This window comes from Kocuria sp. KKT182 (assembly GCF_055635395.1).
In genome coordinates, this window is the sequence record NZ_CM145757.1 from 2,952,715 (window position 1) to 2,979,347 (window position 26,633).

At 73.6% G+C, this 26,633-nt stretch carries 22 protein-coding genes; 17 read left to right on the forward strand and 5 right to left on the reverse strand.

The window, feature by feature from the left end; all coding sequences use genetic code 11:
- Positions 1 to 52 precede the first annotated feature (52 nt).
- The 9 genes from nagB to ACZ2G1_RS13875 all read left to right on the forward strand — a co-directional run bounded on the left by nagB (position 53) and on the right by ACZ2G1_RS13875 (position 9,663).
- Positions 53 to 841 carry a glucosamine-6-phosphate deaminase gene (gene nagB / locus ACZ2G1_RS13835; protein WP_470377012.1) on the forward strand — a complete coding sequence of 263 codons (789 nt, stop codon included), beginning with the start codon at positions 53 to 55 and terminating at the stop codon, positions 839 to 841.
- The gene (locus tag ACZ2G1_RS13840) at positions 838 to 1,824 is read left to right on the forward strand and encodes a family 43 glycosylhydrolase (protein ID WP_470377013.1); all 987 of its coding nucleotides are present in this window, start codon (positions 838 to 840) and stop codon (positions 1,822 to 1,824) included. Before nagB ends, ACZ2G1_RS13840 begins: the two co-directional genes overlap by 4 nt.
- The gene (locus ACZ2G1_RS13845) at positions 1,821 to 2,708 is read left to right on the forward strand and encodes an endonuclease/exonuclease/phosphatase family protein (RefSeq protein ID WP_470377014.1); all 888 of its coding nucleotides are present in this window, start codon (positions 1,821 to 1,823) and stop codon (positions 2,706 to 2,708) included. The genes ACZ2G1_RS13840 and ACZ2G1_RS13845 overlap by 4 nt, the downstream gene beginning before the upstream one ends.
- 47 nt (positions 2,709 to 2,755) lie before the next feature.
- Positions 2,756 to 3,985 carry an N-acetylglucosamine-6-phosphate deacetylase gene (gene nagA, locus ACZ2G1_RS13850; RefSeq protein WP_470377015.1) on the forward strand — a complete coding sequence of 410 codons (1,230 nt, stop codon included), beginning with the start codon at positions 2,756 to 2,758 and terminating at the stop codon, positions 3,983 to 3,985.
- A 179-nt stretch (positions 3,986 to 4,164) separates the two neighbouring features.
- A complete protein-coding gene (locus ACZ2G1_RS13855; protein WP_109221444.1) occupies positions 4,165 to 4,950 on the forward strand; it encodes a VOC family protein in 786 nt (261 codons plus the stop codon).
- A gap of 134 nt (positions 4,951 to 5,084) precedes the next feature.
- Positions 5,085 to 6,791 (forward strand): carbon starvation CstA family protein, encoded by a 1,707-nt coding sequence (locus ACZ2G1_RS13860; protein WP_470377016.1) that lies wholly within the window; start codon positions 5,085 to 5,087, stop codon positions 6,789 to 6,791.
- A gap of 4 nt (positions 6,792 to 6,795) precedes the next feature.
- Entirely contained in the window at positions 6,796 to 7,071 is a 276-nt protein-coding gene (locus ACZ2G1_RS13865) for a cory-CC-star protein (protein ID WP_017833569.1), read from the forward strand.
- Positions 7,062 to 8,087 carry an ArsA family ATPase gene (locus tag ACZ2G1_RS13870; protein ID WP_017833568.1) on the forward strand — a complete coding sequence of 342 codons (1,026 nt, stop codon included), beginning with the start codon at positions 7,062 to 7,064 and terminating at the stop codon, positions 8,085 to 8,087. Before ACZ2G1_RS13865 ends, ACZ2G1_RS13870 begins: the two co-directional genes overlap by 10 nt.
- A gap of 13 nt (positions 8,088 to 8,100) precedes the next feature.
- Positions 8,101 to 9,663: a molybdopterin-dependent oxidoreductase gene (locus tag ACZ2G1_RS13875; RefSeq protein ID WP_470377017.1), complete on the forward strand. Its 1,563-nt coding sequence runs from the start codon at positions 8,101 to 8,103 to the stop codon at positions 9,661 to 9,663.
- Between the two features lie 38 nt (positions 9,664 to 9,701).
- Here ACZ2G1_RS13875 and ACZ2G1_RS13880 read toward each other — a convergent pair whose 3' ends face one another.
- Both ACZ2G1_RS13880 and ACZ2G1_RS13885 read right to left on the reverse strand, forming a co-directional pair.
- Positions 9,702 to 10,766, reverse strand: coding sequence for a LacI family DNA-binding transcriptional regulator (locus ACZ2G1_RS13880; protein ID WP_232035203.1), 1,065 nt, complete (start codon positions 10,764 to 10,766; stop codon positions 9,702 to 9,704).
- Positions 10,727 to 12,454, reverse strand: coding sequence for a glycoside hydrolase family 13 protein (locus ACZ2G1_RS13885; RefSeq protein ID WP_017833565.1), 1,728 nt, complete (start codon positions 12,452 to 12,454; stop codon positions 10,727 to 10,729). Before ACZ2G1_RS13885 ends, ACZ2G1_RS13880 begins: the two co-directional genes overlap by 40 nt.
- Positions 12,455 to 12,689: 235 nt before the next feature.
- On the opposite strand from ACZ2G1_RS13885, the gene ACZ2G1_RS13890 reads away from it, so the two are divergent.
- The 4 genes from ACZ2G1_RS13890 to ACZ2G1_RS13905 all read left to right on the forward strand — a co-directional run bounded on the left by ACZ2G1_RS13890 (position 12,690) and on the right by ACZ2G1_RS13905 (position 17,695).
- Positions 12,690 to 13,919, forward strand: a complete 1,230-nt coding sequence (locus tag ACZ2G1_RS13890; RefSeq protein ID WP_109221439.1) for a sugar ABC transporter substrate-binding protein — start codon at positions 12,690 to 12,692, stop codon at positions 13,917 to 13,919.
- Positions 13,919 to 15,550: an ABC transporter permease subunit gene (locus ACZ2G1_RS13895; protein ID WP_470377018.1), complete on the forward strand. Its 1,632-nt coding sequence runs from the start codon at positions 13,919 to 13,921 to the stop codon at positions 15,548 to 15,550. Before ACZ2G1_RS13890 ends, ACZ2G1_RS13895 begins: the two co-directional genes overlap by 1 nt.
- Position 15,551: 1 nt before the next feature.
- A complete protein-coding gene (locus ACZ2G1_RS13900; protein WP_470377019.1) occupies positions 15,552 to 16,574 on the forward strand; it encodes a sugar ABC transporter permease in 1,023 nt (340 codons plus the stop codon).
- Between the two features lie 104 nt (positions 16,575 to 16,678).
- Positions 16,679 to 17,695, forward strand: coding sequence for a magnesium and cobalt transport protein CorA (locus tag ACZ2G1_RS13905; protein WP_017833561.1), 1,017 nt, complete (start codon positions 16,679 to 16,681; stop codon positions 17,693 to 17,695).
- Between the two features lie 66 nt (positions 17,696 to 17,761).
- Here ACZ2G1_RS13905 and ACZ2G1_RS13910 read toward each other — a convergent pair whose 3' ends face one another.
- On the reverse strand, positions 17,762 to 18,571 hold the full coding sequence (locus ACZ2G1_RS13910; protein WP_017833560.1) for an ABC transporter permease: 810 nt from the start codon (positions 18,569 to 18,571) through the stop codon (positions 17,762 to 17,764).
- The gene (locus ACZ2G1_RS13915) at positions 18,568 to 19,617 is read right to left on the reverse strand and encodes an ABC transporter ATP-binding protein (protein WP_197722653.1); all 1,050 of its coding nucleotides are present in this window, start codon (positions 19,615 to 19,617) and stop codon (positions 18,568 to 18,570) included. Before ACZ2G1_RS13915 ends, ACZ2G1_RS13910 begins: the two co-directional genes overlap by 4 nt.
- 62 nt (positions 19,618 to 19,679) lie before the next feature.
- Here ACZ2G1_RS13915 and ACZ2G1_RS13920 point away from each other — a divergent pair, with 62 nt between their 5' ends.
- Both ACZ2G1_RS13920 and ACZ2G1_RS13925 read left to right on the forward strand, forming a co-directional pair.
- Positions 19,680 to 20,696: a helix-turn-helix transcriptional regulator gene (locus ACZ2G1_RS13920; RefSeq protein WP_470377020.1), complete on the forward strand. Its 1,017-nt coding sequence runs from the start codon at positions 19,680 to 19,682 to the stop codon at positions 20,694 to 20,696.
- Between the two features lie 10 nt (positions 20,697 to 20,706).
- Positions 20,707 to 22,020, forward strand: a complete 1,314-nt coding sequence (locus ACZ2G1_RS13925; protein ID WP_470377021.1) for an MFS transporter — start codon at positions 20,707 to 20,709, stop codon at positions 22,018 to 22,020.
- Between the two features lie 144 nt (positions 22,021 to 22,164).
- On the opposite strand, the gene ACZ2G1_RS13930 is transcribed toward ACZ2G1_RS13925, so the two are convergent.
- Entirely contained in the window at positions 22,165 to 23,607 is a 1,443-nt protein-coding gene (locus ACZ2G1_RS13930; RefSeq protein WP_217987521.1) for a YfcC family protein, read from the reverse strand.
- Between the two features lie 315 nt (positions 23,608 to 23,922).
- Here ACZ2G1_RS13930 and ACZ2G1_RS13935 point away from each other — a divergent pair, with 315 nt between their 5' ends.
- Both ACZ2G1_RS13935 and ACZ2G1_RS13940 read left to right on the forward strand, forming a co-directional pair.
- Positions 23,923 to 25,557, forward strand: a complete 1,635-nt coding sequence (locus tag ACZ2G1_RS13935) for an ATP-binding cassette domain-containing protein (protein WP_336650332.1) — start codon at positions 23,923 to 23,925, stop codon at positions 25,555 to 25,557.
- 202 nt (positions 25,558 to 25,759) lie between these two features.
- A complete protein-coding gene (locus ACZ2G1_RS13940) occupies positions 25,760 to 26,455 on the forward strand; it encodes a ferritin family protein (protein WP_470377022.1) in 696 nt (231 codons plus the stop codon).
- The last annotated feature ends 178 nt before the right edge of the window (positions 26,456 to 26,633 follow it).

Genomic DNA, 26,633 nt, shown 5'->3' on the forward strand with positions numbered 1-26,633 from the left:
GCCGGACCGCCCCGGCACCGCCCGCCTCCACCCGTCGTCCGGAAGGACCCCCATGCAAGTGCTCGTCCTGCCCACGGCCGGCGACGTCGACGCGCGCGCGGCGGACCTCGTCGCCGAGCAGGTCTCGCGCCGGCCGGACACCGTGCTGGGCGTGGCCACGGGCTCGTCCCCCCTGGGGGCCTACCGGGAGCTCGCCCGCCGCCAGGCCCACGGTCTGCTGGACCTCGCGCGGCTCCGCTGCTTCGCCCTCGACGAGTACGTCGGGCTGCCCTCCGGGCACCCGGCCGGCTACGCCGCCGTCCTGGAGCGCGAGCTCGCCCGGCCCTTCGGTCTGCCCCCTTCCCGGGTGCAGGTCCCGGACGGCTCCCGGGGCGACCTCGGAGCGGCCTGCCGCGACTACGAGGAGGCCGTCGCCCGCGCCGGCGGCATCGACCTCCAGATCCTGGGCATCGGCGCCAACGGCCACATCGGCTTCAACGAACCGGGGTCCTCGCTGTCCTCCCGCACCCGGGTCAAGGCGCTGTCCGCGCGGACCCGTGCCGACAACGCCCGGTTCTTCGAGGCCCCCGAGCACGTCCCCACCCACTGCGTGACCCAGGGGCTGGGCACGATACTCGACGCCCGCCGGGTGCTGCTCGTCGCCCAGGGCGAGCGCAAGGCCGCCGCGGTGGCCGCAGCCGTGGAGGGGCCCGTGTCCGCGATGTGCCCGGCGTCCGTCCTGCAGTTCCACCGGGCGGTCACGGTCGTGGTGGACGAGGCGGCGGCGAGCCGGCTCGTCCTGACCGACTACTACCGGTTCGTGGCCGAGGCCGAGCACCGGCTGCCCCGGGAGGAGGGATGACGTTCCGCCTCGCGGACCACTGGGTCTGGGACAGCTGGCTGGCCGACGACGGACAGGACTACCACCTGTTCTTCCTGCGGGCCAGCCGCGCCCTGCGGGACCCCGACCGGCGTCACCGCCGGGCCTCGATCGGGCACGCCGTCTCGTCCGACCTGGAGAACTGGACCCTCCTGCCGGACGCCCTCGTGGCCGCCGACGAACCGTCGTGGGACGACATGGCGACCTGGACGGGCAGCACCGTCCAGGGCCACGACGGCCGCTGGCACCTCTTCTACACCGGTGTCAGCCGCGCCGAGGACGGGCTGCGGCAGCGCATCGGATCGGCCGTCTCGCACGACCTGATCAGCTGGGAGCGCACCGGTGCGGGCCCGCTCGAGGCGGACCCCCGCTGGTACGAGAAGCTTGGGGAGGGCACCTGGCCGGACGAGGCGTGGCGGGACCCCTTCGTCTTCTACGACGACGACAGCCGGCAGTGGCAGATGCTCGTGACGGCACGGGCCGCCACGGGGGAGCCGGACGCCCGCGGCGTGGTCGGCCACGCCGTGAGCGACGACCTGGAGCACTGGACGGTCCGCCCCCCGCTGACCGCGCCCGCCGGCTTCGGGGAGATGGAGGTCGTCCAGTCCCAGGTCGTGGACGGGACCGCAGTGCTCCTCTTCTCCTGCCTCCCGCGGCTGGCGCCCGGCATCCCGTTCTCGGAGACGAGCACCGGGACCTGGATCGCCCCCGGCGCCGGCCGGCTCGGACCGTGGGAGCTCGAACGGAGCTCCAGCTTCTTCGTGCCCGGCGTCTACGCCGCCCAGCTGGTCCGCAGGCGCGACGGCCAGTGGGTCGTCTTCGGCTTCCAGAACGGGGTGGACGGCAGCTTCGTCGGCGAGATCGCGAGCCCGGTGCCCCTGGCGGACCTGCTGACGGAGGGGCGGCTCTTCCCCGTCCACGAACGACCACCCATCCCCACCCCCTGCACAAGGAGCACCTCATGATGAAGAAGCTGATGGCCGTGGGATCCGCGGCCGCCCTGCTCGTGACCGCCGGCGCGCTCGGCGCGTCCCCCGCCGCGGCGGCCCCGGGCCACGGCCCGGACCGCAGCACCGACCTCCGCGTCATGTCCTTCAACATCCACCACGGCGCGGACGGGGACGACGTGCTGGACCTCGAGCGCACCGCCGCCGTGATCGAGGCGTCGGGCGCGGAGGTGATCGGGCTGCAGGAGGTCGACGACGCCTGGTCCTCGCGCAGCGACTTCGAGGACCAGGCGGCCCGCCTCGCGGAGCTCCTGGACATGCACTACGTCTACGGCGCGAACCTGGACGCAGCGCCCGCCGAGGGGCGGACCGAGAACAGCCGGTACGGCAATGCGATCCTCAGCGAGCACCCGATCATCGACTCCGAGAACCACCTGCTGACCAGCATCGAGTACGCGGAGCAGCCCACCGAGCAGCGCGGTCTGCTGGAGGCGGTGATCAACGTGAAGGGTCACCACGTCGGGTTCTACAGCACCCACCTCGACCACCAGCGCGCCGAGCAGCGCGCCCTGCAGGCCCGGGAGATCCTGCAGATCACCGGCGAGAGCTCGCGTCCGGCGGTGGTCGTCGGGGACCTCAACGCCGAACCCGACGCCCCGGAGCTGCAGGGCCTGTTCGAGGTGTTCACGGACGTCTTCGCGGCCCTGGGCCAGGACGACGCCTACACCTTCACCCCCGACGGCGCCCCGGGCGAGGACGCCGGCCTGCGGATCGACTACGTCCTCGTGTCCGAGGACGTGCGGCCGCGGGCCGCGCACGTGGTGCGCACCTCCGCGTCGGACCACCTGCCGATCGTCGCCGACCTCGCGATCCCGCGGTCCCCGAACGGGCTGGTCCGGTAGCCCCCCGCCGGTTCGACGTCCCGCACCACCGGAAGGAGGAGAGGCCCTTGGTCACCGAGGACTCCCCGCGCAGGACGGTCCTCTCGGGCCGCGTGCACACGGGGCACACCGAGCACCCGGACGGTCTCGTGGTCGTCGAGGGGGATCGCGTCGTCCACGCCGGGCCGCGGTCCGGCCACCCCGGTGGCGACCCGGGGGAGCACCACGTCCTGGGCCCCGGGCAGACGGTGCTGCCGGGACTCGTGGACGTGCACTGCCACGGTGGTTTCGGCGCGGACTTCTCCTCCTCGGCGGAGGAGGAGATCCGCGCCACCCTCGAGCACGTCCACCGCCAGGGCACCACGACGCTCGTGGCCAGCCTGGTCACGGCCTCACGGGAGGACCTGCTGGGCGCCGTGCCGCTGCTGGCGGCGCTCACCGGGGAGGGGCTGATCGCCGGGATCCACCTCGAGGGCCCGTTCCTGTCCACGGCCCGGTGCGGGGCGCAGGACCCCGCATGGATGCTGGAACCGGACCTCGGGCTGGCCGCCGACCTCGTCGCCGCCGCGGCGGGGACGCTCCGGACGATGACCTTCGCCCCGGAGCTGCCCGGTTCCCGGGACCTGGCCGAGCTGCTCGTCGACCACGGCGTAGTCCCCTCCCTCGGGCACACCGACGCGGACACCGCGACCGTCGACGACGCGCTGCGCCACCTGCAGGGCCTGCTCCGCGATGCCCCCGGGGACGGCCCGCCCCGCTCGCCCACGGTGACGCACCTGTTCAACGCCATGCCCGCCATCCACCACCGGTCGCCCGGGCCGGTGCCGGCCTGCCTGCGCGCCGCGGCGCAGGGCCGGGCCGTCGTCGAGCTCATCGCGGACGGCACCCACCTGGATCCCGGCATCGTGCGGTGGGCGTTCGAGCTGGCCGGCGCGGACAGCATCGCGCTGGTCACCGACGGGATGGCCGCGACCGGGCTGACGGACGGCACCTACACGCTCGGTGCGGCGGAGGTGCGGGTGCAGGACGGGGTGGCCTCCCTGGTCTCCAACGGCTCGATCGCCGGAGGCACGGCCACGATGCTGGAGGTCCTGCGCCGGACGGTCGCGGCGGGTGTCCCCCTCGGGGACGCGCTGCGCTCGGCCACCGTGGTCCCGGCCCGCGTCCTGGGCCTGGCCGGGGAGGCCGGGAGCCTGACGGCGGGCGCGCTCGCGGACCTCCTGGTCGTGGGGGAGGACCTCCGGCTGGAGGCCGTCATGCGCCGGGGCGAGTGGATCTCCGGGGACCCACCCCGCTGAGTCGGCCCCGGCGGCGCCGAGGTCGCAGCCGACGGCCACGCAGCCGGGCGCGGTGGCCGTCGGCTGCGACCTCGCGGGGCAGGGGCGGGGCGCGGGCGCAGGTGGGTAACGATCCCCCGGGCGGCTCCTGTGGGCCCCGGGGGAGCGGCGTACCCTGGCCGTGTCGGAAGGAGCCCGTCATGACACAGCGCAACGAAGCGTGGCCCGCCGGAACCCCCTGCTGGGCCGATCTGACCGCGTCCGATCCGGTCCGCACGCAGGACTTCTACCGTGCGGTGCTCGGCTGGGAGTACAGCGAGCCGCGGCCGGAGCACGGCGGGTACCGCAACGCCCTGGTCGGCGGGAGGCCCGTGGCCGGGCTCTCCCCGGCGGCCCCGGACCTGACGGGCGTCCCGCACGTGTGGCAGGTCTACCTTGCCTCGGACCGGATCGACCTCTGCGCCGAGCGGGTCCTCGCCGCCGGCGGCACCCAGCTGATGGAGCCGGTGGAGGTGGGCGGGGCCGGCCGGATGGGCGTCTGGCAGGATCCCACCGGGGCGTCCTTCGGGATGTGGCAGGCCGGGGAGCACATCGGCTTCGCCGTGCTCGACGTGCCCGGCAGCGTCGCCTGGTGCGACCTCATGACCCCCGACCACCACACCGCCCGCGACTTCTACGCGCACGTCTTCGGCTACCACTACGAGGACATCGGCGAGGACGGCGTCGCCTACGCCACGTTCACGGTGCCGCACGGGGACCGCCCGGCCGGCGGCATCGGCGGGACCGACCCCGCGGCGGAGAACGCTCCCGCGGTCTGGTCGGTCTGCTTCCAGGTCGACGACGTCGACGCGGCCGTCCAGCGGGTGCGCGACGCCGGCGGAGCGGTCATGGAGGACCCCTTCGACTTCGCCTACGGGCGGCTGGCGGTCGTGGCCGGCCCGGACCGGGAGTCCTTCGCGATCATGACCCCGGGGGAGCCGATGTAGGTCGTCGGCGCGCCCCGCTCCGCCCCCTGCGGGACCGTGGCGGAGCGTGCGCGGGCGGTCCGTGATCCCGGTCACCCGGCGGTAGCATGGTGATCCAGCGGACATCCACCCACCTCCCCAGAGATCGGAGCGACATGAACTCCATCGTCCTCGCCGTGGTCGGTGTGGCCATGATGATCCTCGGGTACATCCTGTACTCGAAGTTCGTGGCCCGCCGGATCTACCAGCTCCAGGACTCCTTCGTCACCCCCGCCCACGAGCTCAGCGACGGCGTGGACTACGTCCCCACCAACAAGTACGTGCTGTGGGGCCACCACTTCACCTCCGTGGCCGGTGCGGCGCCCATCGTGGGCCCCGCCATCGCCGTCATCTGGGGCTGGGTGCCCGCCTTCCTCTGGGTGACCCTCGGCACCGTCTTCTTCGCCGGCGTGCACGACCTCGGCGCCCTGTGGGCGTCCAACCGGCACCGTGGCAAGTCCATCGGCTCGCTCTCCGGGCAGTACATCGGCCACCGCGGCCGCAACCTGTTCCTGGTCGTGATCTTCCTCGTGCTGCTCATGGTCAACGCCGCGTTCGCCGTCGTGATCTCCAACCTGCTGGTCGGCACCCCCACCTCGGTCATCCCCACGTGGGGCGCCATCGTGGTCGCGCTGCTCATCGGCCAGGCGGTCTACCGCTACAAGTGGAACCTCGCCGTCGTGTCCGTGGTCGGCGTCGTGGCGCTCTACGCCCTCATCCTGCTCGGCGACCGCTTCCCGGTGGTCCTGCCGGAGACGGTCCTGGGCCTGCCGGCCAACGCGTTCTGGATCGTGGTGCTCTTCGTCTACGCGGGCATCGCGTCCGTGCTGCCCGTGTGGATGCTGCTGCAGCCGCGCGACTACATCAACGGCCTCCAGCTGTTCATCGCCCTGGGCATCCTCTACGGCGCCGTCCTGATCTCCGCCCCGACCGTGGTGGCGCCCGCGTTCAACACCTCCGTGCCCGAGGGCACGTCGAGCATCGTGCCGCTGCTGTTCGTGACCATCGCCTGCGGCGCGATCTCCGGGTTCCACGGGATCGTGGCCTCGGGCACGTCCTCCAAGCAGCTGGACAAGGAGACGGACGCCCGCTTCGTCGGCTACTTCGGCGCCGTGGGCGAGGGCCTGCTGGCACTCGGCGCGATCATCGCGACCACCGCCGGGTTCCGCACCCTCGCCGACTGGGAGGCCGTGTACAGCGCGTTCGGCCAGGGCGGCGTGGCCGCGTTCGTCCAGGGCGGCGCCTCGGTCGTCAACTCCGGGCTGGGCATCCCGCCGTCGCTGAGCGCGACCATCCTCGCCACGATGGCCGTGCTCTTCGCGGCCACCACGATGGACACCGGCATCCGCCTGCAGCGCTTCGTGGTGCAGGAGGCCGGGCACATCATGGGCGTCAGCATCGGCAAGGTGGTCTCCACCCTCATCGTCCTCGCGGTGGCCATGGGGCTGACCTTCAGCGCCGGCGCGGACGGCTCCGGCGGCATGCTGATCTGGCCGCTGTTCGGCACCTCCAACCAGCTGCTGGCCGGTCTGACGCTGTCGATGATCGCGGTGATCCTGCTGCGCAAGGGCCGCCCGGTCCTGCCCGTGCTGGTGCCGCTGGTGTTCCTGCTGGTGATGTCCGTCTACGCGCTGATCGTGCAGCTGGGGCAGTTCTGGGCCGCCGAGAACTGGTTCCTGCTCGTGCTCGACGTGATCATCCTGATCGCGGCCCTGTGGGTCATCGTGGAGTCCGTGGCCGCCATGAACGCGGCCCGGAAGAGCCCGCCCGAGCTGGACGAGGAGACCGTCAGCACCTCGGCCGGGGAGAACCGCTCCCTGTGAGCCGGTGAGGGCCCTCGACCGGCTGCGCTCCGTGCAGGCCCGCCTCGGTGCGGGCCTGCACGAGTTCTACGTGGCGCCCTACCGTCGCACCTTCGCCCGCGCCCAGCGCGACGAGGAGGACCTGTTCATGATGCTGGTCCTCTCCGAGGCCCTGGGCGTGCCCAACCCCGTCAGCTACTACACCGTGGAGCTGCTGCCCGTGGTCTACGACCGGTTCCACGACTGGCACCGGCGGATGGGCATGGAGCGCTCGCCCCTGGAGCACATCTCATGCTGCTAGAGCTCGCCGCCGCCCGCCGGGTCCTGTTCGTGGGCGGCAAGGGCGGCGTCGGCAAGACCGCCGTCGCCTCCGCCACCGCCCTCGCCCAGGCCCGCGCCGGCCGCCGGGTGCTCGTCGTCTCGACCGACCCCGCCCACAACCTCGGGCACCTGTGGGAGCGCCCGGTGGGTGACCGGATCACCCCGCTGGCCCGCGATCTCGGCGGCGGCGCCCTCGACGGCATCGAGGTGGACCCGGTCGCCACGACCGACGCCCACCTCGCCGCCGTGGGCGCCACCATCCGCCGGCTGATGCCCGAGCACCTCGCCGCCGAGGTCGACAAGCACATGGAGCTCGCCCGGGACTCGCCCGGCACCCACGAATCGGCGGTGCTCGAGCGGATCGCGGAGCTCGTGGACACGGGCCTGGACGACTACGACCTCATCGTCTTCGACACCGCACCCTCCGGGCACACCGCCCGGCTCATGGCCCTGCCCGAGATCATGTCCGCCTGGACCGAGGGGCTGCTGCGGCGCCGCGGGAGGGCGGAGAAGTTCGGGGCTGCCCTGCGCGGCCTCGAGGACCGGGACGCCGCGAGCGAGAGCATCTTGGGCACCGGCCGGCCCCGGGACCCCCGCGAGGAGCGGGACCTCGAGATCCGGCGGATCCTGCTGCGCCGCCGCGAGCGCTTCGAGGCCCTGCGCGAGGTGCTGGTGGACGCCGAGCGCTGCAGCTTCGTCATCGTCCTCGCGGCCGAACGGCTGCCCGTCCTCGAGACCGCGGAGCTGCACGAGCAGCTGGTCCGCGCCGGCGTGCACGTGGGGGCCCTCGTGGTCAACAAGCGCTCCCCGGCGGACGCCGGGGACTTCCTCGCCGAGCGCCGCGCGCTGGAGGAGGTGCACGTCGCCACCCTGCGCGGCGCCCTCCCGGGCGTCCCGCTGCTGCAGGTCCCCCTGCTGCCGGGGGACGTCGTGGGCCAGGAGGCGCTCGAGCGGTTCGGGGACGCGCTCGCCCAGGCTGATCTCAGGGCCACGTGACACGCTGACGCGCATGACCTCCACCGCGGACCGCCCGGACACCGGGCGACGACGATGGGCCCCCGCCGACCTCGGGCCGTGGATCCTCGCCGGGGTCGCCGCGACCGCCCTCGCCGTGGGCCTGGCCGAGCTGCTCGCCTGGGTGACCGGGCCGGTCGGCGCGCCCCTCACGGCGGTGGGCGGGGTGATCGTGGACGCGGTCCCGGCCCCGGTCAAGGACGCCGCGATCGCCCTGTTCGGCACCGCGGACAAGCTCGTGCTGCTGCTCGTCATGGCCGCCGGCCTCGTGGCGGTCGGCACGGGCATCGGGGCGGCGCAGCGCGCCAACCCGCCCATGGGCACGGTGCTGCTCGGCGTGCTGGGGCTCCTCGGGCTGCTGGCCGTGCTGACGCGGGCGGGGCCCACCGTGGCGGACACGGTCCCCGTCGTCGTCGGCACGGGGGCGGGGGCGCTCTTCCTGACGGTGCTCACCCGCCGCGCCGCTCCGTCCGGCCGGTCCGGGGACGCCCTCGACCGCCGCGGCTTCGTCCGGCTCTCCGCGGCCGCCGCGGTGCTGGGCGCCGCCGCCGGCGTCGCGGGACGCTGGGCGTCCGCGGCCGCGTCCCGGGCGCCCGCCGCCCGGGACCTGTTGCGCATCCCCGCCCCGGCCGTGCGGGACCCGGTCCCCGCCGGGGCCGACCTCGGCGTGGCGGAGGTGGAGCCCTGGCTCACGCCCGCCGACGACTTCTACCGCATCGACACGGCCCTGTCCGTGCCGCGCATCGACGTGGACGCGTGGGAGCTGCGGATCCACGGCATGGTGGAGCGCGAGCTGACCCTGCGCTTCGACGACCTCACGGCCCGGCCGCTCGTCGAGCGGATCGTGACGCTGGCGTGCGTGTCCAACCCCGTGGGCGGCGACCTCGTGGGCAACGCGGTCTGGACCGGCGTGCCGATCCGGGACCTGCTCGCCGAGGCCGGGCCCTCCGCCGAGGCGGACATGGTGCTCTCGACCTCCGAGGACGGGTTCACGGCGAGCACCCCGCTCGAGGCCCTGACCGACCCCGGCCGGGACTCCCTGCTCGCGGTGACCATGAACGGGGAGCCGCTGCCGTTCGAGCACGGCTACCCCGTGCGGATGGTCGTGCCGGGGCTCTACGGCTACGTCTCGGCGACCAAGTGGGTCGTGGACCTCGAGGTCACCCGCTTCGACCGGGCGGAGGCGTACTGGACCTCGCGCGGCTGGACGGCCCGGGGGCCGATCAAGATGTCCTCCCGCATCGAGGTGCCGGCCGAGGGCGGGCGCACGGAGCCGGGGCCCGCGGTCCTCGCCGGCACGGCGTGGGCCCAGCACACCGGGATCGCCGCCGTCCAGGTCAGCGTGGACGAGGGGCCGTGGCAGGACGCCGAGCTCGGCTCCGTGGGCACGGACGACACCTGGCGGCAGTGGGTGCTGCGCACCGACCTCCCGGGCGGCCGGCACACCGCGCGGGTGCGGGCCGTCGACCGGGACGGGACCGTCCAGACCGCCGAGCAGGCTCCGCCCGCCCCGGACGGCGCCTCCGGGTGGCACGAGCGGACCTTCACCGTGGCCTGACCGGCCCGTCCTGCGCTCCCTCCGCGCCGACCGCCGGGTCAGGGGCGGTGGTCGGAGGCCGGGGCCGGGCCGGTGGAGGAGCGGGCGACGAAGTGGGCCGGGAAGAGCTCGTTCGACGGTTCGCGGCTCCCTCCGGCCAGGTGCTCGAGGAGCCGCTCCACAGCGCGGGTGCCCTGCTGCCGGGCGTGCTGGTCCAGGGTCGTCAGGCCGAAGGCCTCCCCGATGGGGTGGGCGTCGACGCCGATGACGGACAGGTCCCCGGGCACGGTGAGCCCGAGGTCCCGCGCCGCCAGGATCGTCCCGGCCGCCATCTCGTCGGACGAGGCGAAGATGGCGGTCGGGCGGTCGGCGGGGTCCGCCAGGAGATTCTTGGCCTGCTGGTACGCGTCGGTGAACGTGTAGTCCGCGACGAGCGACCACGCGGGTTCCACGGCCAGCCCGGCGTCCGCCATCGCCTGCTCCCAGCCGTCCCGGCGGTCGCTGGACATGGGGAAGTAGCGCCTGCCCTCCTCGGCCCCGCCGAGGTGCGCGATCCGCCGGTGGCCCAGCCCGATGAGGTGCTGCGTCGCGCGGCGCCCGACGTCGAGGTCGTCGATGCTGATGGTGGGCGCCCCCACCAGCGGGCCCCCGACCCCGACGAGGGGGATGCCGGCGGCGAACATCTGCTCCGTCTCCGCCGGGTCCAGGTGCAGGGACACCGCCACGGCCGCGTCCAGGCGCTTGCGCAGCAGGAAGTCGGTCAGCACGGTCTCCCGGTAGCGGTCCCCCTCGAAGTTGTAGAGGGTCAGGTCGTACCCGGCCTCCATGAGCGCGCCGGCCACTCCTTCGAGGACGGTGGAGAAGTACCACCGGTCGACGTGGGGGAGGACCACCCCGATGTTGCGGCTCCGGCCGCTCGCCAGGCTCGAGGCGTGGTAGGAAACGACGAAGCCCAGCTCCTGCGCCGCCTCGCGGACCCGGGCCCGGGCGCGGGGCGAGACGTGCCCCTTGCCGCTGAGCGCGCGGGAGACGGTCGCGGTGGACACGCCCGCCCGCGCGGCGACGTCCTGGAGCCGGGGTGGGTTCATCGTCCGGTCGTGCCGGGGTCCTCCGTCTGCAGCCATGCGCACTCCTCCGGGTCCAGGATATGCGGCGCGGAGGCCGGGGACCCGCTGCGGAGCAGGACCGGCAGGTCCGGCAGCTCGACCGGGGCGGAGCCCGTGTTCAGCAGCACCAGGACGCCGTTGTTGACGAGCCCGAGACAGTCCGGGCCCGTGAGGTCCTCCGCCCACGCGAGCGAGCCCGAGCCGAGCCCGTGCTCGCGCCGCAGCGCCAGCGCGGAGCGGTAGAGGGACAGCGTGGACGCCGGGTCGTGGCGCTGCGCCTCGCGCGAGAGCTCCGCCCAGCCCTGGGGCTGCGGGAGCCAGGCCTCGCCCGTGGCGCTGTAGCCCAGGGACGCCCCGGTGCTGGTCCAGGGCAGCGGCACCCGGCAGCCGTCACGGCCGAGCCGGCTCCCGCCGGTCCGGTGGTAGGTCGGGTCCTGGCGGACGTCGTGGGGGAGGGTCGTGTGGTCCGGCAGGCCCAGCTCCTCCCCCTGGTACAGGTACACGCCGCCCGGCAGGCCGAGCATGAGCAGGGACGCGGCACGTGCCCGCCGCGTGCCCAGCACGTGGTCCGGCTGCTCGTCCTCGGGCCCGCGGCCGTCACCCGGGCGCGGGGAGTCCGCGGTCAGCGCCAGGCGGGTCGGGTGCCGCACGACGTCGTGGTTGGACAGCACCCAGGTGGTGGGGGCCCCGACCGCGTCGAACGCCTCGAGGGAGGAGGTGATGATCCGGCGCAGCTCCGCGGCGTCCCACGGCGCCGCCAGGTAGGAGAAGTTGAACGTCTGGTGCATCTGGTCGGGGCGCACCCAGTCGGCCAGGCGGTCCAGCGGGTCCACGCTCGCCTCGGCGCAGAGGATCCGCTCGCCGTCGTACTCCGCGAGCACCTCGCGCCAGCGCCGGTAGATGTCGTGGATCTGCGGCTGCCCGAACATCGGGGCGTCGGTGAACGGGTAGCCCGGGATGCTCCCCCCGTCGGCCCGCCCGTCCCAGTCCGGGAGGCCCTCCGCCTTGATGAGCGCGTGCGCCACGTCCACCCGGAAGCCGGCGACGCCGCGGTCGAGCCAGAAGCACAGCACCCGCTCGAACTCCTGGCGGACCAGCTCGTTGTCCCAGTTGAAGTCGGGCTGCGACGAGTCGAACAGGTGGAGGTACCACTGGCCGGGCTGCCCGTCGGACTCGGTCACCCGGGTCCAGGCCGGGCCCCCGAAGTGGGACTGCCAGTTGTTGGGGGGCAGCTGCCCGGACGCGCCGCGGCCGTCCCGGAAGACGAACAGGTCGCGCTCCGGGGCGTCGGGACCCGCCGCGAGGGCCTGCCGGAACAGGACGTGCTCCTGCGAGCAGTGGTTGGGCACGAGGTCGATGATCACCCGGATCGACAGGGCGTCCGCGGCCGAGACCAGTGCGTCGAAGTCCGCGAGGGTGCCGAAGGAGGGGTCGACGTCGCAGTAGTCGCTCACGTCGTAGCCGCCGTCGAGCTGCGGGGAGGGATAGAAGGGGGAGAGCCAGATCGCGTCGATGTCCAGCTCCGCCAGCTGTCCCAGCTCGGCGGTGATGCCGGCGAGGTCGCCGACACCGTCCCCGTCGAGGTCCCGGAACGAGCGGGGATACACCTGGTAGATCACCGAGGAGCGCCACCACTTCGGCTCCTGGTCGCGGTCGTGGACGGGTGTGAGGCGCAGGGACTGCAGCGCACCGTAGGTCGTGGACATGCGGTCCATCGTAGAGCGGATCCCCACAGACTGGAAGCGCTATCACATCGAGTGCATTGGCAAGGCGGGTGCTGTATCGGGTGTGGACAGCCGTGGTGGTAACGCTTACAGTAGTGAGCCAACTCACCTCCCGGGTGAAGCCCCCGGCGGCAGCAGCCCCACCGACCCGCACCACCCCCGCAGACCGACGGCCGTCGCGACCGCGCGACCACGGAAGACATCGAGGAACCCCACCATGAAACACCTCCACCGGGCGGCCTGCGCCGTCGGTGCCGTGCTCCTGCTCGCGGGGTGCTCGTCGGCGCCCACGGCCGGGGTCGCCGGCCTGGCCGGCGGGCCGGGCAGCATCAAGATCCAGGCGGGGTCCGACGAGATCCCCGCCCTCCAGCAGATCGCCGAGGAATTCACCGCCGACACCGGGGTGGAGGTGGAGTTCGTCCAGCGGGAGATCAACGCGCAGGCGATCTCCAACTTCATCTCCCAGTCGCCCACGGGGCAGGCCCCCGACATCATCGTCTCGCCGCACGACAACCTCGGGCAGCTGGCGTCCAACGGCGTCGTCGTCCCCGTGGAGATGGGGGACCGGGCGGAGGACTTCACCGAGAACGCCCGGGAGGCCGTCGTCTACAACGGGGTGAGCTATGGGGTGCCGTACGCGATCGAGAACGTGGCGATGCTGCGCAACAACGAGCTCGCTGCCCAGGACCCCGCCACGTTCGACGAGCTGCGGGCGATCGGTCACCGGCTCATGGAGGAGCGGGGCATCGAGTACCCCTTCACGGTGAGCCAGTCGCCCGAGGCCGGCGACCCGTACCATCTCTACGCCCTGCAGACCTCGTTCGGGGCCGAGGTGTTCGAGCGCACCGCGGAGGGGGAGTACACCGGCAACCTCACCATGGGGGGCGAGGACGGCAACGAGTTCGCCCGCTACCTGCAGGAGCTCGGAGCCTCCGGGGACCTGCGCACCTCCATGACCCCGGACATCGCCAAGGAGTCCTTCCTCAACGGCGAGTCCGCCTTCCACCTGGGCGGCCCGTGGGAGCTGACCGATGTCGAGGCCGCCGGGATGGACGTGAGCGTCCTGCCCGTGCCCCCGGCCGGGGACGAGGAGGCCCGCCCGTTCGTGGGCGTCCAGGCGTTCTTCGTCAACGCCAACGCGCAGAACCCGATGGCGGCCCAGGACTTCGCCGCCAACTACCTCACGCGCCCCGAGGCGCAGACGGCCATGTACGAGAGCACGGGCCGGCCCCCCGCCAGCCAGGTGGCCGTCGACCGCATGCAGGGCGACCCGCTGCGCTCCGCCTACGCGGAGATCGCCGAGACGGGTCTGCCCATGCCGGCCATCCCCGAGATGGGCGCGGTGTGGAGCTTCTGGGGCACGACGGAGAACGCCGTCGTGGACGGCCGCGGGGACCCCGTGGAGCTGTGGAACCGCATGATCGACAATATCGAAGGACAGATCTGATGAGCACGCGCACCCCCATCCGGGGCGGGACCGCCGCCCCCGGAGCGACCGGCGGGGGCGCCGGCCTCGGCGCCCCCCTCGAGCTCCAGCACGCCCATTCCCGCGGATTCGGCGTGGGCTTCGTGGTCAAACTGGTCCTGATGGCGCTGATCAACGCGTTCGGCCTCTTCGGCATCCTGGCGGCCTGGGCCGCCGGCAGCTGGGGCATCCTGGCCTTCCTCGTCGTCGCCCTGATCGCAGCCGATCTCGTGTACTTCCTGCCGACCAGGAAGCTGCTGCCCGCGAAGTACCTGTTCCCCGGGCTGATCTTCCTGCTGGTGTTCCAGATCTTCGTGCTGATCTACACCGCCGCCACGGCGTTCACGAACTACGGCGACGGCCACAACGCCACGAAGGACGCGGCGATCACGCAGCTCACCACCACGTACGAGCAGAGGATCGAGGGCTCCGGGGCCTACCCGGTCACGGTGCTCGAGGGCGCCGACGGCCTGGCCCTGGCCACGGTGCGCGACGGCCAGGTGCTCGTGGGCACCACCGGCGAGCCGCTCGCGCCGCTCGAGGGGGCGACCGCCGCCGACGGGCGCGTCGCTGAGGCGCCCGGCTACGAGGTCCTCGACTACGGGGGCGTCGTGGCGGCCGCCGGCGAGCTGGCGGACCTGCGGGTGCCCGTGGGCGAGCAGGAGGCCGAGGGTGTGCTGCGCACCGACGACGGCCGGACGGCCTACGCCTACGAGCCCACGCTCGTGCACGACGAGGCGGCCGACGCCATGGTCGCCGACGACGGCACCGTGTACGCGAACAACGGCGAGGGCGCGTTCGTGAGCGCCGACGGCGAGGCCCTGCGACCGGGCTGGCGGGTCTTCGTGGGCCTGGACAACTTCGGGGCGATCTTCGACCCGGAGGTCCTGGGCGGCCCGTTCGTCTCCGTGACCCTGTGGACCTTCGCCTTCGCGATCCTCTCGGTGGCGCTGACCTTCTTCCTGGGGCTGCTCCTGGCGATCCTGTTCAACGACGAGAAGCTGAGGTTCCGCAACGTCTACCGGGCCGTCATCTTCCTGCCGTACGCCTTCCCCGCCTTCCTGTCCATCCTGATCTGGGCCGGTCTGCTCAACGCGGACTTCGGCTTCGTCAACCAGGTCCTGCTGGGCGGCGCCGGGGTGCCCTGGCTCGAGAACCCCTGGCTGGCCAAGCTCTCGCTGCTGCTGGTCAACCTCTGGCTGGGCTTCCCGTACATGTTCCTCGTGACCACCGGCGCCCTGCAGGCCATCCCGGGAGAGCTCTACGAGTCGGCCGAGATGGACGGTGCGGGGCCGGTGCGCCAGTTCGGGGCGATCACCCTGCCCATGCTCATGGTGGCCGTGGGCCCGCTGCTCATCGCGTCCTTCGCCATGAACTTCAACAACTTCAACGTGATCTACCTGCTCACCGGCGGCGGTCCCCAGGACCTGGAGTCCACCACCGGGGTGGGCGCCACGGACATCCTCATCTCGTTCGTCTACAAGATCGCGTTCGCCGGCGGCACCAACGACTACGGTCTGGCCTCCGCCCTGTCCATCCTCATCTTCATCATGGTGGCCGTCATCTCCGCGCTGACGTTCCGCCGCAGCAAGGCTCTCGAGGAGATCAGCTGACATGTCCACTCCCACCGCACCCACCCCGGGCGACCGCCCCGGCCCCGACGGCACGGACCGCGCCCCCTGGGCCGCCGCCGCGGCCGCGCCGTCCGCCGGAACCCCGACCACCCTCCAGTCGACGGACACGCTGCGGCCTCCCGGCGCCGCACCCGGGGCTCCCCGGCCCCGCCGGCGCCGCCGCTCCGCCCGCGGCGGGTGGAAGCACCTCGCCGCGATCGCCGCGTGCGTCTTCGCCCTCTTCCCGCTGGTCTACGCCTTCTCGGCCTCGCTGTCCGCCTCGGGCTCCCTGCTCGGGTCCAACCAGCTGTTCTCGGACGTCACCGGCGCCAACTACACCAACCTGCTCAACGACCCGCAGAACCCCTACCTGACCTGGTTCGGGAACTCGCTGTTCGTCTCGGTCACCACGGCCGTGGGCACCGTGCTCATGGGTGCGGCCGCCGCCTACGCGTTCTCCCGGTTCCGCTTCCGCTCCCGCAAGGGCGGGCTGCTGGCACTGCTGGTCATCCAGATGTTCCCGCAGCTGCTGGCGTTCGTGGCGATCTTCCTGCTGCTGTTCGCGATCTCCGGGGTCTACCCGTTCATGGGCCTGAACTCCCGGCTGGGACTGGTGGCCGTCTACCTGGGCGGGGCGCTGGGCGCCAACACGTTCCTGATGTACGGCTTCTTCAACACCATCCCCAAGGACCTCGACGAGGCCGCGGAGATCGACGGCGCCTCGCACGCCCAGATCTACTGGACGATGATCCTGCCGCTGGTGACCCCCATCCTCGTGGTGGTCGGGATGCTGTCCTTCATCGCGTCCTTCTCGGACTTCCTGCTGGCCCAGATCGTGCTCCAGGACCCGGACAAGTACACGCTGGCCGTGGGGCTGTACCAGTTCGTCTCCGTGCAGTTCGGGGAGAACTGGGGCGTCTTCACCGCCGGGGCGATCCTGGCGGCGATCCCGGTGGTCGCGCTGTTCCTGTTCCTCCAGCGCTACATCGTCTCCGGGCTCACCGGCGGCGCCGTGAAGGGCTGACCACCCGCCCGCCACCTGCGCCGCACCCACCGGTCCGGCCCGGGGGACGGGCCCTGTCATGATGGGGCGGGACGGGCGACGGACAGAACGGGAGGTGGCACGCGGTGACGCTGGTGGACAACGTGGTGTACGTGGAGGGCCGGCGCACGTCGACCCCGGAGGACCTCGACGAGACCTACGCGGCGCTGCGCGGGCGCGGTGGGATGGCCTGGATCGGTCTCTACCGCCCCGAGCCGGCCGAGGTGCAGTCCGTGGCCGCGGAGTTCCGGCTGCACGACCTCGCGGTGGAGGACGCCCTGAAGGGCCACCAGCGCGCCAAGCTGGAGCGCTTCGGGGACACCCTCTTCGTGGTGCTGCGCCCGGCCCGCTACCTGGACGACGTGGAGAAGGTCGAGTTCGGGGAGCTGCACGTGTTCGTGGGCCGCGACTTCGTGGTCACGGTCCGCCACGCCGAGTCCCCCGACCTGGCGGCGGTCCGGCGCCGGCTGGAGGCCGCGCCGGAGCTGCTGGGCACAGGCCCGCAGGCGGTGCTGTACGGGATCCTGGACGAAGTGGTCGACGGCTACGCCCCCGTGGTCGCGGGACTCGAGAACGACATCGACGAGATCGAGGACGAGATCTTCGGCGCAGACCGGGACGTCTCCCGCCGCGTCTACGAGCTCTCCCGGGAGGTCATCGAGTTCCAGCGCGCCGTCCACCCGCTGGTGGCCATGCTGGAGGCCCTGCAGCACGGGGCGGAGAAGTACGGGCTCGACCTCGAGCTGCAGCAGCGGCTGCGGGACGTGCAGGACCACGCCATCCGGGTGGCCGAGCGCGCGGACGCGTTCCGGGTGCTCCTGCAGAACGCCCTCACGGTGCACGCGACCCTGGTGGGCCAGCGGCAGAACGACGAGATGCAGCGGCTCACCGAGTCGGCCCTGGCGCAGAGCGAGGAGGTCAAGCGGATCTCCTCCTGGGCCGCGATCCTCTTCGCCCCGACCCTGGTGGGCACGGTGTACGGGATGAACTTCGAGCACATGCCCGAGCTCGCGTGGACGCTGGGCTACCCGCTCGCGCTGCTGGCCATGCTGGGCATGGGGGTGGCCCTCTACGGGGTGTTCAAGTGGAAGCGGTGGCTCTGAGCGTCACCGGGCGACCTCCGCGGCGACCCCCCGGCGACCTTCCCGGCGACCTTCCCGGTGGGCCCCTCAGATGCTGTTGCGCATCGCCCGGATCCCCACGGTCAGCCCCAGCGCGGCCAGCACGACCGCCGCGAGGGCCCCGGCGGCCACGGCCGGATCACCGAACTGGCCGTTGAACAGGGCCCGCTCGGCGTCGACCATGTAGGTGAGCGGGTTGAACCGCGAGAGCACCTGCATCCACCCCGGACCGGCCTCGAGCGGCAGGAGCATCCCGGAGAGCAGCATGAGCGGGAACAGCAGCCCCTGCTGCACGGTCCAGAACATCCAGTCCCGGTTCCGGGAGACGATGGCGAGGGCGTAGCTCAGCGCCCCGAGCCCCACCCCGAAGACCGCGAGGATCGCCAGGCCCACCACCATGCCGGGCAGGGACGGGCGGAAGCCGAAGAACGCGGCCACCCCGGAGAGCACCAGGGCCTGCAGGACCAGCGGCACCATCTCCTTGCACGCGCGCCCCACCATGAGCGCGGAGCGGGTCACCGGCGCCACGAGCATCCGCTCGTGCGCCCCGGACTGGATCTCGAACAGCAGGTTCGAGCCGGTCATCGCGGTGCCGAACAGCGCGATCATCACCACGATGCCCGGCACGAACCACTGGAACGCCTGGTCGAGGGGCCGCCCGGTCATCCCGCCCAGGAGCGGGCCGAAGAAGGCCAGGAACATCAGCGGCTGCATGAGCGAGAACACCAGGCTGAAGGGATCCCGGACCACGGGCCGGAGCTCGCGGACGAAGACGCTGACGGAGTCGTGGACGATCCCTGCCGGGCGGGCCCGGTCGGTGCCGCCGGGGGACTCGCGGGTGGTCGGAACGGCGGTCATCGGGGTGCTCCCACGCTCGTGGCCTCGGCGGCCGGGTCGGTCTCGGACGCGTCGGCCCGCTCCTCGCGCAGGCTCCGGCCGGTGAGCCGGAGGAAGACGTCGTCGAGGGTCGGGCGGGTCAGCTCGGCGGTCCGCACGGCGTGGCCGGCCCGGTCGAGCTCGCGCAGCAGGGCGGGCAGCACGCGCTCGCCGTGCTCGACCGCGACGACCACGCGGGTGCCCTCCCCGGCGGGGACCGCCTCCGGCTCGGCGCCGCCGGCCCCCGCCGCGGCGGCCGCGCGCCGGACGGCCGCCGCGGCGGCGGGCGGGTCGGCGTCCAGGGTGAGGGCGATCCGGTCGCCGGCCAGGTCCGTCTTGAGCCGGGACGCGGTGTCGTCGGCGATGATCCGTCCCCGGTCCACGACCATGACCCGCTCGGCGAACTGGTCGGCCTCGTCGAGGTAGTGGGTGGTGAGGAACAGCGTGGTCCCGTAGCGGCGGCGCAGCTCGAGGATGTGCTCCCACAGGTGCGCACGGGACTGGGGGTCCAGCCCGGTCGTGGGCTCGTCGAGGAAGAGCAGCTGGGGGCCGGGGATCAGTCCCAGGGCGATGTCCACGCGGCGGCGCTGGCCGCCGGAGAGCTTCATCGTGGGCCGGCGGACGAGGTCGCCGAGGCCGAGCGCCTCCACGAGCTCGTCCACGCGGCGCCGCGTCTCCGCCCGGCTCAGCCCGTACAGGGCGCCCTGGCTGAGCAGCTCGTCGCGGACCCGCTGGTACTGCCCGGCCCCGTTCTTCTGCCCGATGTAGCCGATGCGGGCGCGCACCTCGGCCGGCTGCCGGGCGACGTCGAACCCGCACACGGTGGCGGTGCCGCCGGTGGGCCGCAGCAGCGTGGTGAGCATGCGCAGCGAGGTCGACTTGCCCGCGCCGTTGGGCCCGAGGAACGCGGTCAGCGTGCCGGGCGCCACGTCCATGGTCAGGTCGGCCACCGCTTCGACGGTCCGGCCGCCGGGCCCGCGGAAGCTCTTGCTCAGCCCGCGGGCGCTGATGATGGGTGGGGTGCTCATGGGTCCACGGTAGAGCGCATTCAGGCCACCAGCTGTCCGCAGGGGGGCATAGATTGCGGGTCATGTCCGATCCGACGTCGCGGGTGCTCCGGCTGCTGTCCCTGCTGCAGACCCACCGCTACTGGTCCGGGCCCGAGCTCGCCGAGCGGCTGACGGTCTCCGAGCGGACGCTGCGCCGGGACATCGACCGGCTGCGCGAGCTCGGCTACGAGGTCACGGCCCGCCCCGGCACGGCGGGCGGGTACCAGCTCGCCGGCGGCACCAGCATCCCGCCGCTGCTGCTCGACGACGACGAGGCCGTGGCCATCGCCGTGGGGCTGCGCACCGCCGCGGTGCACGGCGTCGGCGACGGCGAGCAGACGTCGCTGAGCGCCTTGGCCAAGGTCCAGCAGGTGCTGCCGCGGCACCTGCGCCGCCGGGTCGCCGCGCTGCAGGCGCACACCGTCCCGGTGGCCCGCACGGACGCGCACGTGGCCACCGAGGTCCTCGCCCAGCTCGCCCTGGCCTGCCGCGACCACGAGCGGGTGCGCTTCCGCTACGTCGATCGGCAGGGCCGGGAGAGCGCCCGGCTGGTCGAGCCGCACTCCCTGGTCCCGCGGGACCGGTGGTGGTACCTCGTGGCCTGGGACGCCGACCGCGCCGACTGGCGCACGTTCCGCATCGACCGGCTGCGGAGGCTGGCGGGCACCGCCGTGCGCGTCGCGCCGCGGGAGCTGCCCGCCGCGGACGCCGCCGAGTTCGTCCTGGCCGCCCACGGCGCGGACGCCGCGCGGCACGAGCTGACGGTGCGGATGACCGTGGGCCTGGACCGGGTCCGGGAGCACTTCGGGCCGTGGGCGGCCACGGCGGTGCAGGGTCCCGGGGACACCGTCGACTGGACCGTCACCGACGGCTCCGTCCCGGAGCTGCTGATGGCGCTGCCCTGGATCCCGGCGGACGTGCCGTGGCGGCTGCTGTGCTCGGACGAGGTGGCCGAGGCCGTGCGCGGGTTCCGGGACCGCCTCGGCGACGCCCTGGACGGCCCGTCGCCCCCTGACTCCAGCGGGCCGGGGGCGGAGGCGGGGGAACCCAGCCCTTAGAGTCGTGGACGTGACCGTCCAGACCACCGCCCTCGACCCCGCGCGGGTCCGGCGCGCCCGGATCGCGGTGTCCGCGTTCTTCCTCACCAACGGCGCCCTCTACGCCAACCTGCTGCCGCGCCTGCCGGAGGTCAAGGACGCGTTCGGGCTCTCCAACACCCTCTACGGCCTGCTGGTCGTGGCGTTCCCGCTCGGGGCGATCCTCGTGGGCGCCCTCCCCGCCCGGGCGATCCGCCGCTTCGGCTCCGGCCGGGTGGCGGCCCTGGGCACCGTTCTGCTCTCCGTGTGCCTCGCGGCCGCCGGGGCCGGGGCGGGCCTGGGCGCCGGCACGGGGCTGGGCGCGGGGGTGTTCCTCGCGGCGATGTTCCTGGGCGGCGCCCTGGACGCCCACGTGGACACCGCCCAGAACGCCCAGGGGATGGAGGTCCAGCGCGCCCGCGGCCGCTCGATCATCAACTCCCTGCACGCCCTGTGGAGCCTGGGCGCCGTGGTCGGCGGGCTCATGGGCACCGCGGCGCTCGCCCTCGGCGTGCCCCTGGGGTGGCACCTGCCGGCGAGCGGGCTCGTGTGGAGCGCGGTCGCCCTCGTGGCGCTGCGCGCCGCGCTGAGCCCGGCCGAGGGGCAGGAGCTGCGCACGGTCAGCTCGGACGACCCGCCGCCGGAGGATCCGCTTCCGGACGGCACGACGACGACGGGCCTGGGCACCACCGGCTCCCGGCCGGACCCCGGCTCCGGGCCCGCCGGGACGGGGCGGCGGTCGGCGGGGCGCATCGTCGTCGTCAGCCTCCTGCCCGTGGCCGTGATCGCGATGGCCGGGGTGATGGTCGAGGACGCCGGGCAGAACTGGTCGGCCGTGTACCTGAACGCCGAGCTGGGCGCCCCGCTGGCCACCGCGGGGCTCGGGCTCGTGGCGCTCATGGCGGCGCAGTTCGTGGGCCGGATGCTCGGCGACCCCATGACCGACCGCTGGGGTCGTGCCGCGGTGGTCCGCGCCGGCGCCGCCCTGAGCGCGGCCGGGATGCTGCTCGTGGTCCTCGCCCCGGCGCCGGTCCCGGCCGTCGCGGGCTTCGCGCTGGCCGGCTTCGGCTGCGCCACGCTCGTGCCCGCGGCCTTCCACGCCGCCGACGACATCCCCGGGCTGCGGACCGGGACGGGCCTGGCCCTGGTCAGCTGGCTGATGCGGATAAGTTTCCTCGGCCTGTCCCCGGCCGTCGGGGTGCTCTCCGACGCCGTGGGGCTGCGGGCAGCACTGCTCGTGGTCCCGGTCTTCGCGCTCGTCGCGGCCCTGATGGCCGGCGTCCTGCGGGAGCGCCGGACCCCCTGACCTGGGGCCCCACGCCCACCTTGCCCTGAGCGTCGAGTCCCCCGTGTGGTCGCAGTTCCCCCCGATCGAGCGGGGGGAACTGCGACCACACGGGGGACTCGACGGGGTCGGCGGGTAGGGAGCAGGGCAGGGCAGGGAAGTGTGTCAGCCGTTCCACTGGGTCAGCTGCGCGAAGACCAGGAACAGCGCGCTCAGCACCACCCAGATGCCGAACAGCGGGAGGAAGAACCGGACCCACTTCTCCCACCGCACGCCGCCGATCGCGAGGGCGGCCATGAAGTACCCGGAGGTGGGGTAGAGGATGTTGGACGGGCCGTCGCCCAGCTGGTAGGCGAGCACGGACGTCTGGCGGGTGACACCGACCAGGTCGGCCAGCGGCGCCATGATCGGCATGGTCACCACGGCCTGGCCGCTGCCCGAGGGGACCACGAAGTTGAAGAGGGTCTGCACCGCGAACATGCCCAGCGCCGCGAGCGCGGCGGGCAGCGCGTCCACGGCGTTGCCGAGGGCGTGGACGACGGTGTCCAGGATGTTGCCGTCCTCCAGCACCACGGCGACGGAGCGGGCGACGCCCACGATGATCGCGCCCTCGAGCACGTCCCGCATGCCCTCGGTGAAGGCGGCGCAGACCTCGTTGACGGACAGGCCCGCCACGAGCCCGACGACGACCGACAGGACGATGAACATCCCGGCCATCTCGAGGAAGAACCAGCCCTGGGTGAGCACGCCCCACACCAGCACGCCGACGATCGGCGCGGCGGTGAGCAGCGCGGCGCCCTGGCGCCGGGCGAGGACGAGGGGCTCGCCGGAGTGCCCGTCGGCGTAGAGGCGGCGCTTCTCCGCCTCGGCCGGCTCGTCGTGCAGCAGGCCCCGCTCCGGGGAGCGGCTGATCCTCCGGGCGTAGCGCATGACGTACACGGAGCCGGTGACGACCAGGGCCAGGAGCGCGAGGAGACGGAGACCGAGTCCGGAGAAGGGCTCCAGACCCGCGATCTGCTGGCCCAGCCCCGTGTTGATGGGGTTGAGGACGCCCGCCGTGAAGCCGGCGGTGGTGCCCACGAGGGCGACGGCGACGGCGGTCAGGGAGTCGTAGCCGAGGGCGATCATGACCGGCAGGATCACCGGGATGTAGACGAGGGCGAGCTCCTGGGTGCCGATCAGCGAGGCGATCACGGCGAAGGCGGTGATGAGCACGGGGATCAGCAGCGTCCGCCGGGACGCGAAGCGCCGGCTGGTGCGGTCGAGGGCTGCCTCGATGATGCCCGTGCGCCGGAGCACCATGAACGTCCCGCCGATGACGAACGTGAAGAACACGACCTCCGAGGCGTCGACGAGCCCCCGCGGGATCGCGGTGACGAAGTCGACGAGGGAGGTCGGCGAGGACTCGACGGCGCCGTAGCTGGACGGGTCGATCATCTCGCGGTCGTCCGGTCCGAGGACGCGTTCGTACCGGCTGGCCGGCACGAGGTAGGTGGCCAGGGCGGCGAGTCCGGACAGGACGAAGAGCACCACGTACACGTGGGGCATCCGGAACCGCGGGCGGTCGCCGGCCGGTCGCCGGTCGAGCGGGGTGGCTGTGGTGGCCATGGGAGTTCCTTCGGTGGCGCGGGAGGAGGGCGACAGCCACGGTATGGAACCCGCGTTTCATCGACGCCGCCACAAGATGTCGGAATCGTTTAATGCAACTCGGTTTGTGCTGGAACGATCGTTTCATCCGGGCGGGGCCCCCGGTGGTTGCCCACCCGGGCTATCCTGGGGCGACCATGTTCCACCACTTCTTCCTCTGACGGGTTCCGGATCCCGCCGCGCTTCCGCCGCGGCGGTCCGTCGTCCTGCCCACCCGTCCCCTCGTCAGGAGCCCCGGCCGTCCGGCCGCTCGTGGCTCCGCACCCCGGAGGAAGCATGTCCGCCGTTCCCGTCCACCGTCCCGCCGTGCCCGCGGGCGAGCACGCCCAGCTGACCGCCACCGGGATCCGCCTGGTCCGCGGCTCCCGCACCGTCCTGGACGGGCTCGACCTCACGATCACCCCCACCACCCGCCTCGGCGTGGTGGGGGAGAACGGCCGCGGCAAGACCTCGCTGCTGGAGGTGCTCTCGGGCGCCCTCCTCCCGGACGCCGGCACCGTCCGCCGCACCGGCACGCTCGCCGTGGTCGACCAGGAGCTGCCCGTGCCGCCCGAGGGCACCGTGGGGGACCTCCTGGACCTCGAGCTCACCGCCGAGCACACCGCGGTGGCGCAGGTCGAGGCCGCCGCCCGCGCCCTCGCCGCGGACCGGCCGGGCGCCCCGGAGCAGTACGCGCAGGCGCTGGCGGTCGCCCAGGCCCTCGACGCCTGGGACGCCGACCGGCGGGTGGACCTCGCCCTGCAGGCCCTGCACGCCGTGACCGACCGCTCCCGGGTGCTCGGCACCCTCTCGGTGGGCCAGCGCTACCGGGTGCGCCTGGCCTGCCTGCTCGGCACCGTCCACGACCTCCTGCTGCTGGACGAGCCCACCAACCACCTCGACGCCGCGGGGCTGGCCCACCTGGGGGCGGCGCTGCGGGAGTTCCGCGGCGGCGTGGTCCTGGTCAGCCACGACCGGCGGCTGCTGGGCCAGGTCGTGGACACCGTCCTGGACCTGGACCCCAGCCGGGACGGCCGCCCGCGGTGGTACGGCGGCGGGGTGGCGGGCTGGCGCGCCGGCCGGACCGCCGAGCGCTCGCGGTGGATCCACGACCACCGGGAGCAGCAGGCCGAGCACGCCCGGCTGGCCGGGAACCTCCAGCGCGCCCGCTCCCGTCTGGTCGACGGATGGCGCCCGGACAAGGGCACCGGCAAGCACACCCGCGCCACCCGAGCCCCGGGGCTCGTCCGCTCGGTGCACCGCCGCCAGGAGGACCTCGAGCGGCACCGCGTGGACGTCCCCGAGCCCCCGCTGGAGCTGTCGGTGCCGGAGCTGCCGGCGCTGCCCGGCGTCGAGCTGGTGCGCGCCGAGGGCGTCGCGGTCATGGGCCGGCTGCTCCGGCCCGTCGACGTGGTGCTGGGGTCCGGGGACCGGCTGGTCGTCGCAGGCCCCAACGGGGCGGGCAAGTCCACCCTGCTGCAGGTGCTCGCCGGTGCGCTGGCTCCCGACGCGGGGCGGCGCACCGCAGCCCCCGGGGCGCGGATCGGCCACCTGCTGCAGGACGGGATCCGGCACGGGGCGCGCTCGGCCCAGGAGGTCTACGAGCAGGAGCTCGTCCGGCTCGTGCTCGCGGACCGGCTGGCCGAGCACGAGGTGGCCCCTCTGGAGTCCCTGGGGCTGCTGGCGGCGCGGGACCGCGGACGCCCCGTGGCGGAGCTGTCGGCCGGGCAGCGGCGGCGCCTCGAGCTGGCCGTGGTGCTGGCGTCCCGGCCGCACGTGCTGCTGCTGGACGAACCGACCAACCACCTCTCGATCGCCCTCGTGGACGAGCTCACCGAGGCCCTCGCCGCCACGGCCGCGGCCGTGGTGCTGACCACCCACGATCGGCAGCTCCTGCGGGACACGAAGGGCTGGCCGCGGCTGACGCTGTGACGGTCCCGCCGTGGGCGGGGCAGGACGGGCCGGCCCCGGACCGCGGAGCAGAGGGACGGTCGGACGCCGTCACAGAGGGGCGCGGCAGCGTCACACCTCTTGCTCCCGCATACCCCCTGGGGTATGTTGTGATCGGTGTCACCGCAGACCGTCGAGCCGAGCGACCCCGCCGGGCCGATCCTCCCAGGATGGAGAACGGATCATGCACCAGAGACTGATCGTCCCGGCCGCCGCGGTGCTCCTCGTGACGGCCGTCAGCGCCTGCGGCCCGCAGGCTTCCCCGCCGACCGGGGACGGCACCGTCCCGACGTCGAGCCCGTCGAGCCCGGCGACGACGAGCCCCGCGTCGCCGGGCCCGACCACGTCGGGCTCGGCGACGCAGCCCGGAACGGCGCCGGCCCCGGGCGCTGCCGGGGCGGTCCCCTCGGTGTCGACTCCTCCGGCCCCCGCCGACCCCGTGGCCGCGGCCGCGTGGGAGGCCCTGATGTCCCCCGAGGGCGAGTACGCCGCCTCGGCGCAGTACCGAGCGGTCGTCGACGAGTTCGGACCCGTCGAGCCGTACGCGAGCATCCAGGCCGCCGAGGAGCAGCACGTCGACGCCCTGACCCGCCAGCTGGAGCGGCTCGGTGTCACGGTCCCGCCGAACCCCTACACCGGGCGGATTTCCGCGCCCACCGACCTCGAGGCCGCCGCCACCGCCTGGGCGGCCTGGGAGACCGACAACATCGCGCTCTACGACCGGCTGCTGGAGGAGGTCCGCGGGGACGAACCCCTGACCCGCGTCTTCACCAACCTGCGCAGCGCCTCCCAGGAGATCCACCTGCCGACGTTCGAGGCCGCGGCGGCCAACGGGGGCCGGCTCACCCCGGAGCAGATGCGGGACCTGGGCCACGGCTGACCCGTCGCTCCTCCTGCGGGAGGAGTGCGCCGAGGCCGTCCGGGGGCCGTCCGCCGCCTCCCGCGCGGATCGGCTCCGGCCGCCTCGTCCTGTCCGGTTGCGCCCGCCCTCTCCTGGAGACCGTGCCCGCCCCTAGACTGCCGAGCAGGGGGCGCGTGAGCCGCGTCACCGCACCGGG

Bases quoted from the DNA above. Each gene is read 5' to 3' on its own strand.
- ACZ2G1_RS13875 (WP_470377017.1), top strand. From the start codon at position 8,101: ATGACCTCCACCGCGGACCGCCCGGACACCGGGCGACGACGATGGGCC.
- ACZ2G1_RS13880 (WP_232035203.1), bottom strand. From the start codon at position 10,766: ATGGCTGCAGACGGAGGACCCCGGCACGACCGGACGATGAACCCACCC.
- ACZ2G1_RS13895 (WP_470377018.1), top strand. From the start codon at position 13,919: ATGAGCACGCGCACCCCCATCCGGGGCGGGACCGCCGCCCCCGGAGCG.
- ACZ2G1_RS13915 (WP_197722653.1), bottom strand. From the start codon at position 19,617: ATGAGCACCCCACCCATCATCAGCGCCCGCGGGCTGAGCAAGAGCTTC.
- ACZ2G1_RS13940 (WP_470377022.1), top strand. From the start codon at position 25,760: ATGCACCAGAGACTGATCGTCCCGGCCGCCGCGGTGCTCCTCGTGACG.
- ACZ2G1_RS13845 (WP_470377014.1), top strand. From the start codon at position 1,821: ATGATGAAGAAGCTGATGGCCGTGGGATCCGCGGCCGCCCTGCTCGTG.
- ACZ2G1_RS13860 (WP_470377016.1), top strand. From the start codon at position 5,085: ATGAACTCCATCGTCCTCGCCGTGGTCGGTGTGGCCATGATGATCCTC.
- ACZ2G1_RS13885 (WP_017833565.1), bottom strand. From the start codon at position 12,454: ATGTCCACGACCTACGGTGCGCTGCAGTCCCTGCGCCTCACACCCGTC.
- nagB (WP_470377012.1), top strand. From the start codon at position 53: ATGCAAGTGCTCGTCCTGCCCACGGCCGGCGACGTCGACGCGCGCGCG.
- ACZ2G1_RS13920 (WP_470377020.1), top strand. From the start codon at position 19,680: ATGTCCGATCCGACGTCGCGGGTGCTCCGGCTGCTGTCCCTGCTGCAG.
- ACZ2G1_RS13900 (WP_470377019.1), top strand. From the start codon at position 15,552: ATGTCCACTCCCACCGCACCCACCCCGGGCGACCGCCCCGGCCCCGAC.
- ACZ2G1_RS13870 (WP_017833568.1), top strand. From the start codon at position 7,062: ATGCTGCTAGAGCTCGCCGCCGCCCGCCGGGTCCTGTTCGTGGGCGGC.
- ACZ2G1_RS13910 (WP_017833560.1), bottom strand. From the start codon at position 18,571: ATGACCGCCGTTCCGACCACCCGCGAGTCCCCCGGCGGCACCGACCGG.
- ACZ2G1_RS13935 (WP_336650332.1), top strand. From the start codon at position 23,923: ATGTCCGCCGTTCCCGTCCACCGTCCCGCCGTGCCCGCGGGCGAGCAC.
- ACZ2G1_RS13930 (WP_217987521.1), bottom strand. From the start codon at position 23,607: ATGGCCACCACAGCCACCCCGCTCGACCGGCGACCGGCCGGCGACCGC.
- ACZ2G1_RS13840 (WP_470377013.1), top strand. From the start codon at position 838: ATGACGTTCCGCCTCGCGGACCACTGGGTCTGGGACAGCTGGCTGGCC.
- ACZ2G1_RS13855 (WP_109221444.1), top strand. From the start codon at position 4,165: ATGACACAGCGCAACGAAGCGTGGCCCGCCGGAACCCCCTGCTGGGCC.
- ACZ2G1_RS13890 (WP_109221439.1), top strand. From the start codon at position 12,690: ATGAAACACCTCCACCGGGCGGCCTGCGCCGTCGGTGCCGTGCTCCTG.